Source organism: Aliamphritea spongicola (assembly GCF_017051665.1).
GTDB classification, from domain to species: Bacteria; Pseudomonadota; Gammaproteobacteria; order Pseudomonadales; family Balneatricaceae; genus Amphritea; species Amphritea spongicola.
Window position 1 is genome coordinate 52,775 of sequence record NZ_JAFIDL010000009.1, and the last position, 14,403, is coordinate 67,177.

The following is a 14,403-nucleotide window of genomic DNA, read 5'->3' on the forward strand; positions in this document are numbered from 1 at the left end:
TAATGCAAAATACATTTAATTTTCTGGCTTCTGCGCGGCGTACGATCCAGATCGAACAGAGCGCAATTGCCGATCTGGAACAACATTTAAACGGTGACTTCGATACCGCCTGCCAACTGGCACTCAACTGCAAAGGACGGCTGATCATCACCGGGATGGGAAAATCCGGCCATATCGGCAAGAAAATCGCTGCCACCCTGGCATCCACCGGTACTCCGGCATTCTTCGTTCATCCGGGCGAAGCCAGTCACGGCGATTTAGGCATGATGACACCGGAAGACCTGATCATTGCCCTATCTAACTCCGGTGAAACCAGTGAAGTGACCGCGCTTCTGCCGCTGATTAAACGCATGAATGCGCCTCTGATCAGTATCACAGGGAATCCGGACTCTACCCTGTCACGGTTTGCCAATGCGAACCTTAATGTACAGGTCACTGAAGAAGCCTGTCCGCTTGGACTGGCACCGACTTCAAGCACTACTGCAGCGCTTGTCATTGGCGACGCCCTGGCCATTGCGTTACTGGAAGCCCGCGGATTCAGCGCAGAAGACTTTGCGTTTTCTCACCCTGGCGGTAGCCTGGGACGACGGCTGTTGCTGAAAGTTGCAGATATTATGCACAGTGGCGATGAAATCCCGCTGGTCAACCCTGATACTTCACTGGATAACGCATTACTGGAAGTCACCCGCAAACGTTTGGGTATGACCGGCATTCAGGATACGAGTGGCAAGCTTATCGGTATTTTCACCGACGGGGATCTACGGCGTACCCTTGATCAGAATATTGACCTTAAAAACACCCCGATCAGCCAGGTCATGACCCGTGAATGCACCACTGCCGATGCAGAAATGCTCGCAGCAGAAGCTCTGCAAATCATGCAGAGCCATAAAATTAATGCCCTGATCGTTCTGAACGAAGCCGGCACACCTGTCGGCGCACTGAACATGCATGACCTGTTGCAGGCCGGAGTAATCTGATGCTGACAAATATTTCTGAAGAACTCATCCGGCAGATGCAAAATATTCGGCTGGCTGTTTTTGACGTCGACGGCGTACTGACCGACGGCAAGCTGAATTTTCTGCCCGACGGCAGCGAAATCAAAAATTTCAACACCCTGGATGGCCTTGGCATCAAAATGCTGCAAAAAGCAGGCATCCAGACGGCAATCATCACTGGCCGAAGCTCCCCGCAGGTTGAAAAAAGAGCCAAATCACTGGGCATTGCCTACCTGTATCAGGGACGGGAAGACAAACTCACCGCGCTCGAAGAGCTGTGGGCTGATACCGGTTTTAACGCAGAAAATACCGCTTACATCGGTGATGACCTGCCTGATCTGGCAGCCATCCGTGCAGTAACCTTTGGCGCGACCGTCAATGGTGGCCATCAGTTTGTCCGCCAGCATGCCGACTGGTGTACCAGTCGCCAGGCCGGTCAGGGCGCAGGCCGAGAGTTTTGCGAAATCATTCTGGCAGCGCAAAATAAACTTGATGCAATCTGGGCTGAATATCTGTGAGTATCCGTTCCCGCCTGCGTATATTCAGCGCCGTCATCATTGTCAGCATCAGCGTTTTTTATCTGGGCTGGCAGGACAGCGCCAAGAAAGCGGCCAGTAAAGCAGACAAACCTGCACACCCACAGGCGGATTACTTTATCAAGCAAAGCCATGTTAAAGACTTCGGCACCGACGGTTTACAAACCCAGTCTCTGACGGCCGAGTTTACCGAGCACCTGCTGGCTAAAGAACGACTTGAATTACAGAAACCTCAGCTGCAATTTTATAAAGACGGCAACATCACCCAGTCAATCACCAGTCATCAGGCTGAAATGCCGGATAAAAACAAACTCGTCGATTTTATCGGTAATGTAATTGTCCGGGATCTTCAGCAACCTGAACTGAAACAGACCCTGAAGACGGAAACCCTGACGGTTTATACCGAGAAAAAGCTTGCGCAAACCGCTGCAAAAGTCACAATATCCGATCAGTCAGGCCGCACAACAGGTGTTGGCATGGAAGCTGATTTCAACGCCAACACTGTCGAATTGCAATCCCAAGTAAAAGGGCTTCACTATGTCAATTAGCCGTATTGCAACACCATTTATCCTGCTGTCAGCACTGTTTTCCGGGCTGGCAAGCGCACTGCCTGAAGATAAGTCACAGCCTATCCATATTGCCGCAGACAGTGCCAATATGAATGAGCTGACCGGTATTACGGTATATAAGGGCGCCGTCAATGTGCAGCAAGGCACCCTGAAAATTGAAGGCAGCACCGTTGAGTTAAAACAGAAAAACGGCGGCGTGACGAATATCAAAGCTCTGGGCAGCCCCGCACATTACGAGCAAAAACCCAATAAGCAGGAACCACTCACCCATGCTTATGGTAACAAGCTGGATTACGATACTACCGCTGAAATACTGGTTATTACTGGCAAAGCCAAGGTCACCCAGGGCGGAGATGTCTTTACCGGAGACCGTATCGTCTACAACATGAAAAAAAGTACCATTGAAGCATTCAGCGACGACAAATCTTCGAATGAACGGGTGATTATGGTTATCCAACCAAAAGCGGCTCAAAGCGGTGATAAGAGCAGCGAGAAGAGCGGCGACAATTAATGAGCAGTCTGAAAGCATTAAATCTGGCTAAGAGTTACAAAGGCAGATCCGTCGTAAAAGATGTATCCATGCATATTGAGCGTGGACAGATTGTTGGCCTGCTGGGTCCGAACGGCGCAGGCAAAACCACCTGTTTTTATATGATCGTCGGCTTGGTAGATGCTGACAAAGGCACCATTCTGCTCGATGATCAGGACCTCACCAAACAAGCCATGCATAACCGGGCCCGCAAAGGTATCGGCTACCTGCCCCAGGAAGCATCTATCTTTCGTAAGCTGAGTGTACGCAATAACATCATGGCGATTCTTGAAACCCGCCCTGAGCTGAACAAGCAGCAGCGTGAAGAAAAGCTGGCAGAACTTCTGGAAGAGTTCCATGTAACGCACTTGGCTGACAGCCTTGGGATGGCCCTGTCCGGAGGCGAGCGTCGCCGGGTTGAAATCGCCCGCGCCCTGGCAACAGAACCCAGCTTCATTCTGCTGGACGAACCCTTCGCAGGTGTGGACCCTATTTCGGTCACCGACATAAAAGCCACCATAAAACATCTGCAGAGTAAGAACATCGGCATCCTGATTACTGACCATAATGTGCGTGAAACATTAGATATTTGTGAACAGGCATATATAGTCAGTGAAGGATATATCCTTGCCGCTGGCGCACCAGAAGATATACTGAGTAATCAGCAAGTGAAGCAGGCATATCTGGGCGAGCAGTTCCGTCTGTAGTTTTCTCCCCTTCTATTCTCTGACAGGTACAAGCAGTTATATGAAACAAGCGTTACAACTGAAGATTGGCCAGCACCTTACGATGACCCCGCAATTGCAGCAGGCGATTCGGCTGTTACAACTGTCAACGCTTGACCTGCAACAGGAAATACAGGAAGCCCTCGACTCAAACCCTATGCTTGAAGTCGGCGAAGAAGAAGCCGCAGAAAATACCGAAGCAAAAACCGAGCTCGATGCTGACGCACCTGCCAAGCAGGAAACCACCGAAACCGTCAGCGCCGAGCCGGAAGAAACCCATGTAGCCGACAGCGACTGGAATGAAGATATTCCGGATGAACTGTCCACTGACAGCCAGTGGGAAGATACTTTTCAGACTGCCACACCGGCGTCAACCAGCAATAATGACTTCAGCGACAGTAACTTTGAAGCCAATGATACTGCGGTTGAAACCCTGCAGGACCACCTGAACTGGCAGTTAAACCTCACACCGATGAGTGAACTGGATCAGTTAATTGCCACCAATATCATCGACGGCATTACCCCGGACGGCTACCTGAGCGTTGAACTGGAAGCGATTCACGAACACTTCACCAGCCAGGATGATCCTCACCTTCAGGAAACAGAACTGGATGAAATCGAAGCAGTGCTGCGTCGGGTACAGCAATTTGACCCTCCGGGGGTGGCTGCCCGTGACCTGAGCGAATGTCTGTTACTGCAACTGGATCAGTTACCGGCAGATACTCCGTATCTCAAAGAAGCCCGTAAAGTCGCCAGCCAGTACCTGCCGATTCTCGGCAGCCATGATTATAAACTACTGATGCGTAAGACCCGGCTGAAAGAGCCACAACTGCAGGCGGTGGTAGCCCTGATTCAGTCCCTGAATCCAAAACCCGGCGCTATGATTACCACCAGCCACTCTGAATACGTCATCCCTGACGTATTTGTCAGCCAGGAAAAAGGCATCTGGCAGGTAAAGCTCAGCCCTGAAGCCTCTCCCCGGTTACGCATTAATGACAGCTACGCCGATCTAATCAAACGGGCTGATAACAGTCCTGACAACACATACCTGAAAAGTCACCTTCAGGAAGCACGCTGGTTTATTAAAAGCATCCTCAGCCGCAATGAAACCCTCCTGAAGGTCACCCGTGAAATCGTCGCGCGCCAGCAGGACTTCCTCGAAGAAGGTGAAGAAGCCATGCGGCCAATGGTACTGCATGACATTGCTGAAGCAGTGGACATGCACGAATCAACCATTTCCCGGGTTACCACACAAAAGTATATGCATACCCCACGGGGTATCTTCGAACTTAAATATTTCTTCTCCAGCCACGTCAGTACGGACGGAGGCGGAACCTGCTCCTCCACCGCTATACGCGCGCTGATAAAGAAACTGGTTGCTGCTGAAAACCCTGCCAAGCCACTGAGTGATAATAAAATTACCCAGCTGCTGGACGAACAGGGAATCAAAGTCGCCCGCCGAACCATCGCAAAATATCGTGAGTCTTTGAATATTCCACCTTCAAATGAGCGAAAGCGTCTGGTTTAATGAAATTACGGATAACATCCGTAATGCACTAACAAGGAGATTGCCATGCAAATCAATATTTCTGGTCACCACGTCGAACTGACAGAATCACTGAGCAACTATGTGCACAGCAAATTCAGCAAACTGGAACGTCATTTCGACAACATCACCAATGCCCAGGTTACACTGAGCATTGAAAAAACCCGGCAAAAAGCCGAAGGTGATGTTCATGTAGCCGGTGGCCAACTGTTCGCCACACACGAACACGATGACATGTATGCAGCAATTGATGGCCTGATCGACAAGCTCGACCGTCAGGTCATCAAACATAAAGAAAAACTGAAGAATCACAAATAGCAACGTTTCTGAAACCCTATGTTAATCAAAGATCTACTTACCCCCTCAAGAGTGCTTCACGCTCTTGAGGGCGGCAGTAAAAAACGCACTTTAGAACTCATCAGCAAAACCATCGCCCAACAATCAGAAGATCTTGAAGAAGAAGACATATTTTCAGGCCTGATCGGCCGGGAACGCCTTGGAAGTACCGGAATCGGAGAAGGCGTTGCGATCCCCCACTGCAGACTGGACAACTACAATCAGGTAGTCGGCTGTCTGGTACAGCTGGCAGAGCCAATTGATTTTGACGCCATCGACGGCGCACCTGTCGACCTGTTATTTGTACTGCTCGTGCCTACAGACGCATGCGACGAACACCTGCAAACCCTGGGTAACCTTGCAGAACTGTTCAGCCAGACCGAATTTCGTCAGCAGTTGCGCAGCGCTACCTCCGGCGAAGAACTACTGGCAGCAGCGATCCATTACAAGGTGAACAACTGACATGAAACTGGTAGTGATCAGCGGCCGCTCCGGCTCAGGTAAAAGTACTGCACTGCAGGCACTGGAAGATATCGGCTTCTATTGCATTGATAACCTGCCTGCCCACCTGTTACCCCAACTGATCACCCGGCCACCGGAAAAAAGCAGTAGCGACGCACCTAAAACCCTGCTGGCAGTCAGTATTGACGCCCGTAACCCGCTCAGTAACCTGGAAGAATTCCCGGCAATCCTGAAGAAACTGCGGGAAAAACAAAACATCAGCTGTGAACTCTTATACCTGGACAGCAATGAAGAAGTCCTGCTTAAACGTTACAGCGCAACCCGGCGTAAACATCCGCTCTCTAACGAACAACGCAGCCTGAAAGACGCTATCGAATATGAGCGCGAATTACTGGGCCCTCTTGCGGAACTGGCTGACCTGCGCCTGGACACCACCCGCCTGTCGCTGTACCAGCTGCGCGACAGCATCAAGCTGCGCATCATGCAGAAGCAGGAACAGGGCCTGTCCATTCAGTTTGAATCATTCGGTTTCAAGCATGGTCTGCCCCTGGATCTGGACTTCACTTACGACGTCCGCTGTCTGCCTAATCCATACTGGCTGCCCCCCTTACGGGAGTATACCGGCCTGCAACAGCCTGTTATCGACTTCCTGAGCCAGGAAACAGAAGTGAACGAAATGCTGGCAGACATCACCGGCTATCTGGAAAAATGGTTGCCGGTATTTGAAAAAAATAACCGCAGCTATGTCACAATCGGCATTGGCTGTACCGGCGGCCACCACCGTTCGGTATTTATCGCTGAGCAGCTGGCTAGCCATTTCAGACGAACTATGGATAATGTTCATGTCAGGCACCGGGAACTGCCCTGAAGTAACAGAAAACTTCAGCACCGGCCAGGCACTGTAAACAACGGAGGCGTATCAGGACTTATGCAGGAACAACAGCTAACCATCATCAACAAACTTGGCCTGCACGCCCGGGCTGCCGCTAAGCTGATTAATCTCACCAGCAAGTTCAGCTGTGATATTCAGCTGGCCAAAGATGGCCGCCAGGTAGACGGTAAAAGTATCATGTCGGTTATGATGCTGGCCGCCAGCAAAGGCACCGAGCTGACAATCAGTACTGATGGCGAAGATGAACAGGAAGCGCTGAACGCAATCGTAGAGTTAATAAATAACCGCTTTGACGAAGCAGAATAGCCCTGCAAGACCCGTTCCTGCCGCAATCATCCCTTATCCCTTGAAAAACAATCCGCTATAATAGCCTCTCACCGGCATGATGCCGGTTATGCCTGCCCGTCACTTTTTCCGGAATTGCTGAGGCCCTGAATGATCGAAACCACTGAAAGAACAGATCTAGATAAACTCTCAGAAGCTGTGGAAAGTGGTGAGTTCAAACAGATTCGTTATACCCTCAACAATACCCTGCGCCCTTCTGAAGTCGCTCACCTGCTGGAAAAGTCACCGCCGAAAGAGCGGCGCCTGCTCTGGAGCCTGATCCATCAGGAGCTGGAAGCAGAAGTATTGCAGGACCTGGGTGATGACGTACGGACTGAAATCCTCAGCCAGATGGATGCTCAGGAAGTACTGGCGATCACCGAAGCCCTTGAAACCGATGACATGGCAGACGTCATCCAGCAACTGCCGGAGACCCTTACCCGGGAAATTTTGCGCTCAATGGGCAGTCAGAACCGGGAACGTCTTGAAGCAGTACTTTCGTATCCGGAAGACACCGCCGGCGGCCTGATGAATACCGATACCATCACAGTACGCCCTGACATCAGTGTGGAAACAGCATTACGTTTCCTGCGCCGTCATGACGAACTGCCGGATATGACTGACAGCCTGTTTGTGGTTAACCGGAAAGATGAATACATCGGTAACCTGCCGCTGACCCGGATGCTGGTCAGTGACCCGACCATTACTGTTCGGGAAATCATGTCGACAGACGCTGAACCTATTGAAGCAGAAATGCCGGACGATAAGGTTGCGCAACTGTTCGAACAGGAAGACCTGGTATCTGCGCCGGTGGTTGATGAGAACAACAAATTGCTGGGCCGTATCACCATCGATGACGTGGTCGATGTAATCCGTGAAGATGCTGACCATTCCCTGATGAGTATGGCCGGTCTGGACGACGACGAAGACACCTTCGCACCTATTATGAAGACCACCCGCCGGAGAGCTGTATGGCTGGGGGTAAACCTGATTACGGCTTTCATAGCCTCTGCCGTCATTGGTATTTTTGAAGACACCATCGACAAAGTTGTTGCCCTGGCAGTTCTGATGCCCATTGTTGCCAGCATGGGCGGCATCGCTGGCAGCCAGGCGCTAACACTGATGATCCGTGGTCAGGCTCTGGGCCACGTGGAACGATCCAACGCCGGCTGGCTGCTGAACCGAGAACTGGTAGTCGGCACCGCCAATGGCATCCTCTGGGCCATTGTGGTCGCGGTGATTGCCGTTCTGTGGTTCCAGGATACCACCATCGGCCTCATTATCGGCTGCGCCATTATCATTAACCTGATAGCTGCTGCACTTGCCGGCACGCTGCTACCGATTATTCTGAAAGCCTGGGGCATAGACCCCGCACTGGCCGGCAGCGTATTACTGACAACCATCACCGATGTAGTAGGCTTCTTTGCCTTTCTCGGTCTGGCAACCTTCTTCTATAGTTAGTGGTATACCCGCTAACCCCCTTGAGTTAAGTGGACATTATGAGTAACCAATATTTTACGGACGCCGACGAACAGTTCAACGATGATGAAGAATGGGTTTCGAAAACCCAGCGTAAGCGTGAAATGGAAGCCTTACAGGACCTGGGCGCTAAAATCACCGAGCTGAATAAAGAACAGGCCGAACAAGTACCGATGAGCGACGAACTGCGTGCCGCAATTATTGAAGCAGGCCGCCTTCAGCCCCGCTCAGAAGCGATTCGCCGCCACCTGCAATACATTGGCCGGCTGATGCGCAGTGAAGACACTGAAGCCATTGAGGCGGCACTGGACCGCTTTGAAGCAGGCAAACAGGCACACGCACAAATGTTTCATAAACTGGAACGCTGGCGCGATCGCCTGATTCTGGGTGATAACTCTGACTTACAGGCCTATCTGGATGAAGACGACGGCGCCGATATTCAGCACCTGCGTCAGTTATTGCGTAACGCCAAAAAAGAACAGTCCCAGGGTAAACCGCCGGTTGCTGCCCGCAAACTGTTTAAATATTTACGGGAACGGGCAGAATCCCGCTTCCAGCTGTAAATCCCATCACGAAATCAGGACACGGGTCAGTTTTCAACAACGCCCCGTGTCTGATCCTTCCCTGAAGTAATCAGCTCAAACTGCGGATCGCTCCAGTCCCCCTGCATTTTGTAACGAACAGCGGCCACCTTTTCTTTAATCTCATCACCGAAGAGTTTGTCGATTATAAAAGCTGCACCGGCGATTTGTGGTGCCCCCAGCAAAGCAGCAGCAATCGGCAGATTATCAGTCACCGGCAGAGTCACCTGCATCTCCGTATTGAGCGTTTCTGTGACCAGATCAATATCGCCTTTCAGTTCAACATCCGCAGAAGGGCCATCCAGTGTCAGCGGCTCCACACTCGACGCGATACCGTTCTCGATCCGGTAACGGCCTTTCAGCACATCGAAGCTGACGCCCTTGGCAAACAGGTCTTTGAAATCCAGCCGCAGCCTCCGGCCAATGGTGTTCAGGTTCAGGATGCCAAAAATCCGCAAAAAGTTACTGGAAGCACCGCTTTCAATCAGACGCCCCTGCTCTGCAACAAAATCAGCGCCCCCTCTGAGACGTGCCAGACTGAACTGCCAGGGCGCACCCGGCCAGAACATTTTGGTATCGGCACGAAACTCTCTGGTTTCCATTACCTGCTGAAATCCTGCCGTCATCAGGCTTTGCCCGACATTATCACCCCGCAAGCTCAGACTCAGCTCTGACTGCGAAGGCGTACCGGAAGACCAGCGGATATCACCCTTAATATCCAGCTGATCCATACGCCCGTAAAGATCCCGGAGCACACTGTCGCCATCCTGTGTTCGCAGGCTGAAACCCCACTCTCCCCAGCGCTTCCCGTTGTACACCAACTGCCCGATATTTACGTCGGCAGCTGGTAACTGGCCGGGTCTGATAGCTGAATCCACAAATGGCTCGTCTACTACCTTTTTACTTTCATCTTCAGGCAACAGCGCATCAAGATCGATATACGCCAGATCCAGCGAATACGGACGGTTATCACTGTAAGTAAGTGAGCCCTGCACTGCAGAGCTGTTAAGGCTGATACGCCGCTGATGACCAAGGTCCTGTAACCCTAACCGGACATCTTTTAGCTGTGTTGTGCCAAAGGAAACTTCAGACAGCGTCATATCAATTTCAGATATAGCTTCAAGCGCTGCGGGAGAGGCTCCTGCACCGCCTTTAGCCTTCGAAGTTTCTGTCACCAGCCCGTTAGCCGATAAAAACTGCTGTAACTCATCAACATTCAAACGGGCAAGGTAACCTGACAAGCTGTAGCCCGGCTGTGAAGGTAACGAGGTTCTGTCAGTGCCAAAATCAAACTTCGCCCGCTCAATGCCTTTCCCTTTCAGCACCATCGCCGCCGCCAGGCGCTGACCCAAGTTAAACCTCAGCGTAGGCGTATCCGCAAAGTTCATGGAAAAACGCGAGGGTAAGCTTCTCCCTTTTGGCTTATTAAGCGGGGCAAAATAACTCAGTGCAGTGTTCTTCAGATCACTCTCAATCAGCAAATTAGAGCAACTGGCCGTTGCACAAATATCCAGCGTCGCTTTATACGCCTGTCGGCCCTGCATACCGCTGAGCACCGCCTCCCCTGTCCACTGCTGTATTTTCTTTAGGTCTACCCGGGAACTTAACGTCGTTGAGGTGACTGTGCCCTGCCGGGTATTCCGGCTGCGGATAGAAGCACTGAACGGCTCACCAAATAACTGCCCTTTCAGTGAAGGCGATGACAGCCCTTTACGCTGATTATAATTCAGCCTTCCTCTCACCCCTGACAGGGTTAACTGACGGGCATCAGACTTCAGCTGCCCGGCAGATAAATCCACAGCAACATCCACATCAGGTGCCGCTTTAGGATCATCCAGCGGTAAATTCAGGTTGACCACTGTTTTAGCCTGACCACTTACCCGCCACTGCTGTAACTCTTCAACCGGCTCAGAAAAAATATCACTGCCAAGCAGCACATCCTGAATATCGCTGGCATCTCCCTGCGCCCAACCCAGTACCCGTAATGTTTCGGTACCCGGTGGTAAATACACCCACGCCTGGTCCAAAGAGCTGTTCTTTAACTGACCGCCGGTGGCATAAATTTCCAGCCCCTGTTCACGCATTAACATGGTGGCATCTGTATTTCTGACCGCAGGCCAGTTCGGGTCGTATTCGATGGTACCGTCCTTCACATCCAGGAACAGCTGCACAACCTGCGGCTCATCGCGGAATGCTGAACGGGTATTGGTATGAAGCAATAAACTCCCTTCAGTCACCTGCCCCTGTTTCACGGCATCAGCCACCCAGTTGTTCAGTGCATCAGAAAGCTCTTTATGGGGAATAAGAGTATGTGCTAAACGGCCATCTGCATCTTTAATGCCGATCAGCAACGTCAGCTCACTGCGTATCTGAGGATCAAGTGGCAGATACAGACTCCAACGACCACTGGCGTTTATCCCCTCTTTACGAAGACGTACTAAATCACTACTGAGAGTCAGCACCTGCTCCTTTAAATGGAAGAAGGTGGTTCCGCGGGCATAATCAAAACGCCAACCTTCGTTAAATTCTTCCGGAAAAAACAGGCCAAGATCATCACTGGCCAGATCAATCCGGCCATTCAACTCATCATTCTGATACGCCAGCTCAAGACGACCATCCACGCCCTGCATGGCCGGCGCGCCTTCATAACCGTTAAATCCGACCCGGTCCAGATCCGCAATAGCAGCAAAGTCGAGAGGACTGAAAGCAGGTAAACCGACAGCGGCAAGATCAACGGCTCCCTCTTGGGTAGCGTCAGCCAGAACAGGCCAGTCCACCTGAATGTTCCGGACACTCCCCTGCAACGCCAGCAAAGCAATTTCGTCACGTACAGCCTGCGGGATAATAGCCTGCTGTAACAACCAGGCCTCCAGGCGTCCCAGGTTCTGCTCAGGCATCGTAAAACGCAGACTATCCTGACGCTGCTGCAGCACCGCTTCATTAATCCTTAACCGGGCAGAATCGAGTACGCCTTCCAGATGACTGACCCGCAACTGCTTCTGGCCAGTATTTTCAGAAAACACCAGATCCGCCGTAAAGTCTTCCAAATGGAGGGGGGGCTGCTCCAGTTTTAGCGAGTTGATATCCAGCCGGGTACGCAAACGGCTGACTGCTCCGTTTTCCCAGTGCCCCCAAAGGCTGATGCCAGCATCAAGCTGGTCAACATCCACCTCATTCAGCCCACCAACTCCCGGCAGCAACCGCCGGACTGTATTAAGAAGATCAATCGATAACTCATTCGCCTGCACATAAAAATCTACCGCCGGAGACTGTACAAGGTCATTGCTTTCCAGAACGAACCGTAAGGTATTCGCCTGCTGTCCGGCTGCCACTAACTGCATTCCTACAGACAGTTGATGCTGCTCAGAGGTATTTTCTAACTGCGCAGACTGGAGCTGAACAGCCACCGCTTCACCCTGTGAAGGCTGAAGCATAATCTGACTGTCGGATACATAAATTCGTGGCTGGCTAAACAACAGAGTGAGCCATTGCGGAATCGTTGTTTGTGAAGCGGAAGAAGGAGAAACAGATACACCGGCCGTAAGGTCTGCCGGCAAGGTGACACGGGTCTGGACACCACGCACATCAATGCGCTGAAAAAGAGGCTCGCCACGTAACATACTGGCGACAAAGTTGAAGCTCAAATCCAGGCTTTGTACCTGAACATCCAGTGACGGATCCGGCAAGCGAGCCTGCAGACCGGCAATATAAACACGGGGATAGCGGCCATCCCAGTCAGCACTGATCTGCTGCATGGTGATTTCCGCATTTAGCTGCTGACTCAGATAATCGCTGATATCTTCGCGATAATCGCTCACCAGCGGCATCATCTGCCGAATCGCCAGCATCGCAATTACCAGCAACAGCAAAACAGCCAGCACCAGCCAGTTTAGCCAGCGAACTCCTGTTTTAAGTAACCACATGGTAATTACCGTAGCACCACGTCATAGTGCTCAGGGCTATACATGGATTCAGCCTGGAAACGGATTGACTTACCGATGAATGCCTCCAGCTCCGCCACATGATCCGAAGCATCATCCTGCAGCATATCCACCACGGACTCCGAAGCAAGCACCAGGTAGCTGTCGGTATCATAGGCCCGGTGCTGACGCAGAATTTCCCGGAAAATCTCATAACAGACAGTTTCCGGTGTTTTGATCGAACCACGCCCCTGACAGTGATTACAGGGCTGACACAGCACATGCTCAAGGCTTTCCCGGGTACGTTTACGGGTCATTTCCACCAACCCCAGCTCAGAAACACCGGTAAGCTTGCACTTTACATGATCCTTTTCCAATACCCGCTCCAGCGTCCGTAACACCTGACGCTGATGGTCTTCATCCACCATATCAATGAAATCAATAATGATGATGCCACCCAGATTCCGTAAACGCAGCTGACGGCCTATTGCCGTCGCCGCTTCAAGATTGGTTTTGAATATCGTCTCTTCAAGGTTACGGTGGCCCACATAAGCGCCGGTATTAATATCCACCGTCGTCATGGCCTCGGTCTGATCAAAAATCAGATAGCCGCCGGACTTCAATTCAACCTTACGACCAAGGGCTTTCTGAATTTCCTCTTCGATATTATAAAGATCGAAGATCGGCCGTTCGCCGGGATAATACTCAAGAATATCGCCAATCTGTGGTACCAGTGCCGCAGCAAAATCCACCGACTTCTGAAAAGTCTCTTTAGAATCAATCCGGATACGTTCAACACCGGCATGGGCCATATCTCGCAGCGCACGCATATTCAGTGGCAGATCTTCATAGATAATCGATGCCACCGGAGACTCTTTAATCTTACGCTCCACCGCACGCCATAAACGGCAAAGGAACTGAATATCCAGTGTCAGCTCCTGTTCACAGGCACCTTCTGACACCGTACGTAAGATAAAACCACCAATATTGGTATCACCGTCCTGACCAAGATCAGCAACCGCTTTTTCAACCAGATTGCGTAACCGGTCACGTTCGTCACTGTCTTCAATTCGCTGGGAGATGCCAATATGCTCATTGCCTGGCATATACACCAGATATCGGGAAGGAATGGAAAGATTGGTGGTCAGACGGGCACCTTTGGTACCCAGAGGATCTTTAGTCACCTGCACAACCAGTGGCTGACCTTCGCGCAACAGGTGGTTAATGGCAATATTGGCTTTACCTGAATCATCCGCTGAATCAGGCCGCTGCAACTCATCAACGTGTATAAATGCCGCCCGCTCCAGCCCAATATCAACAAACGCCGCTTGCATACCCGGTAATACCCGGACAACCTTACCCTTATAAATATTGCCGACAATGCCGCGACGCTCTGCCCGTTCTATGTAAATCTCCTGCGGCATTCCGTTCTCAATGACTGCTACCCGGGTTTCCATCGGGGTAAAGTTAATCAGTATCTCTTCGCTCATCATCTATCCTTACGTATTT

The 14,403-nt window shown here is 51.3% G+C and carries 14 protein-coding genes; 12 read left to right on the plus strand and 2 right to left on the minus strand.

From position 1 onward, the window contains the following. The first annotated feature begins 2 nt into the window (after positions 1-2). The 12 genes from JYB63_RS20010 (at position 3) to yjgA (ending at position 8,956) form a co-directional block, all read left to right on the plus strand. Positions 3-977: a KpsF/GutQ family sugar-phosphate isomerase gene (locus JYB63_RS20010; protein ID WP_205659704.1), complete on the plus strand. Its 975-nt coding sequence runs from the start codon at positions 3-5 to the stop codon at positions 975-977. Further along, positions 977-1,513 carry a KdsC family phosphatase gene (locus tag JYB63_RS20015; protein WP_207758423.1) on the plus strand — a complete coding sequence of 179 codons (537 nt, stop codon included), beginning with the start codon at positions 977-979 and terminating at the stop codon, positions 1,511-1,513. The genes JYB63_RS20010 and JYB63_RS20015 overlap by 1 nt, the downstream gene beginning before the upstream one ends. After that, positions 1,510-2,079 carry an LPS export ABC transporter periplasmic protein LptC gene (lptC, locus tag JYB63_RS20020; RefSeq protein WP_205659705.1) on the plus strand — a complete coding sequence of 190 codons (570 nt, stop codon included), beginning with the start codon at positions 1,510-1,512 and terminating at the stop codon, positions 2,077-2,079. Before JYB63_RS20015 ends, lptC begins: the two co-directional genes overlap by 4 nt. After that, positions 2,069-2,611 (plus strand): lipopolysaccharide transport periplasmic protein LptA, encoded by a 543-nt coding sequence (gene lptA / locus JYB63_RS20025; RefSeq protein WP_205659706.1) that lies wholly within the window; start codon positions 2,069-2,071, stop codon positions 2,609-2,611. The genes lptC and lptA overlap by 11 nt, the downstream gene beginning before the upstream one ends. Beyond that, positions 2,611-3,336: an LPS export ABC transporter ATP-binding protein gene (gene lptB, locus JYB63_RS20030; RefSeq protein WP_205659707.1), complete on the plus strand. Its 726-nt coding sequence runs from the start codon at positions 2,611-2,613 to the stop codon at positions 3,334-3,336. Before lptA ends, lptB begins: the two co-directional genes overlap by 1 nt. A gap of 40 nt (positions 3,337-3,376) precedes the next feature. Further along, complete coding sequence (locus tag JYB63_RS20035) at positions 3,377-4,882, plus strand: RNA polymerase factor sigma-54 (RefSeq protein WP_205659708.1); 1,506 nt, start codon at positions 3,377-3,379, stop codon at positions 4,880-4,882. A 45-nt stretch (positions 4,883-4,927) separates the two neighbouring features. Continuing rightward, positions 4,928-5,218: a ribosome hibernation-promoting factor, HPF/YfiA family gene (gene hpf, locus JYB63_RS20040; protein WP_205659709.1), complete on the plus strand. Its 291-nt coding sequence runs from the start codon at positions 4,928-4,930 to the stop codon at positions 5,216-5,218. An 18-nt stretch (positions 5,219-5,236) separates the two neighbouring features. Then, the gene (gene ptsN, locus JYB63_RS20045; RefSeq protein ID WP_205659710.1) at positions 5,237-5,698 is read left to right on the plus strand and encodes a PTS IIA-like nitrogen regulatory protein PtsN; all 462 of its coding nucleotides are present in this window, start codon (positions 5,237-5,239) and stop codon (positions 5,696-5,698) included. Between the two features lies 1 nt (position 5,699). Next, positions 5,700-6,566, plus strand: coding sequence for an RNase adapter RapZ (gene rapZ / locus JYB63_RS20050; protein WP_205659711.1), 867 nt, complete (start codon positions 5,700-5,702; stop codon positions 6,564-6,566). Positions 6,567-6,626: 60 nt separating this feature from the next. Beyond that, on the plus strand, positions 6,627-6,896 hold the full coding sequence (locus JYB63_RS20055; RefSeq protein ID WP_205659712.1) for an HPr family phosphocarrier protein: 270 nt from the start codon (positions 6,627-6,629) through the stop codon (positions 6,894-6,896). Between the two features lie 129 nt (positions 6,897-7,025). After that, entirely contained in the window at positions 7,026-8,375 is a 1,350-nt protein-coding gene (mgtE, locus tag JYB63_RS20060) for a magnesium transporter (protein ID WP_205659713.1), read from the plus strand. Between the two features lie 38 nt (positions 8,376-8,413). Continuing rightward, the gene (yjgA, locus tag JYB63_RS20065; protein ID WP_205659714.1) at positions 8,414-8,956 is read left to right on the plus strand and encodes a ribosome biogenesis factor YjgA; all 543 of its coding nucleotides are present in this window, start codon (positions 8,414-8,416) and stop codon (positions 8,954-8,956) included. A 26-nt stretch (positions 8,957-8,982) separates the two neighbouring features. Here the strand turns inward: yjgA and JYB63_RS20070 are convergent, their stop codons facing one another. Next, the gene (locus tag JYB63_RS20070; RefSeq protein ID WP_205659715.1) at positions 8,983-12,897 is read right to left on the minus strand and encodes a YhdP family protein; all 3,915 of its coding nucleotides are present in this window, start codon (positions 12,895-12,897) and stop codon (positions 8,983-8,985) included. Between the two features lie 5 nt (positions 12,898-12,902). Continuing rightward, complete coding sequence (gene rng / locus JYB63_RS20075; protein ID WP_205659716.1) at positions 12,903-14,384, minus strand: ribonuclease G; 1,482 nt, start codon at positions 14,382-14,384, stop codon at positions 12,903-12,905. Positions 14,385-14,403: the final 19 nt, after the last annotated feature.

Bases quoted from the DNA above. Each gene is read 5' to 3' on its own strand.
- JYB63_RS20010 (WP_205659704.1), top strand. From the start codon at position 3: ATGCAAAATACATTTAATTTTCTGGCTTCTGCGCGGCGTACGATCCAG.
- JYB63_RS20015 (WP_207758423.1), top strand. From the start codon at position 977: ATGCTGACAAATATTTCTGAAGAACTCATCCGGCAGATGCAAAATATT.
- lptA (WP_205659706.1), top strand. From the start codon at position 2,069: ATGTCAATTAGCCGTATTGCAACACCATTTATCCTGCTGTCAGCACTG.
- lptB (WP_205659707.1), top strand. From the start codon at position 2,611: ATGAGCAGTCTGAAAGCATTAAATCTGGCTAAGAGTTACAAAGGCAGA.
- JYB63_RS20035 (WP_205659708.1), top strand. From the start codon at position 3,377: ATGAAACAAGCGTTACAACTGAAGATTGGCCAGCACCTTACGATGACC.
- hpf (WP_205659709.1), top strand. From the start codon at position 4,928: ATGCAAATCAATATTTCTGGTCACCACGTCGAACTGACAGAATCACTG.
- ptsN (WP_205659710.1), top strand. From the start codon at position 5,237: ATGTTAATCAAAGATCTACTTACCCCCTCAAGAGTGCTTCACGCTCTT.
- rapZ (WP_205659711.1), top strand. From the start codon at position 5,700: ATGAAACTGGTAGTGATCAGCGGCCGCTCCGGCTCAGGTAAAAGTACT.
- JYB63_RS20055 (WP_205659712.1), top strand. From the start codon at position 6,627: ATGCAGGAACAACAGCTAACCATCATCAACAAACTTGGCCTGCACGCC.
- mgtE (WP_205659713.1), top strand. From the start codon at position 7,026: ATGATCGAAACCACTGAAAGAACAGATCTAGATAAACTCTCAGAAGCT.
- yjgA (WP_205659714.1), top strand. From the start codon at position 8,414: ATGAGTAACCAATATTTTACGGACGCCGACGAACAGTTCAACGATGAT.
- JYB63_RS20070 (WP_205659715.1), bottom strand. From the start codon at position 12,897: ATGTGGTTACTTAAAACAGGAGTTCGCTGGCTAAACTGGCTGGTGCTG.
- rng (WP_205659716.1), bottom strand. From the start codon at position 14,384: ATGAGCGAAGAGATACTGATTAACTTTACCCCGATGGAAACCCGGGTA.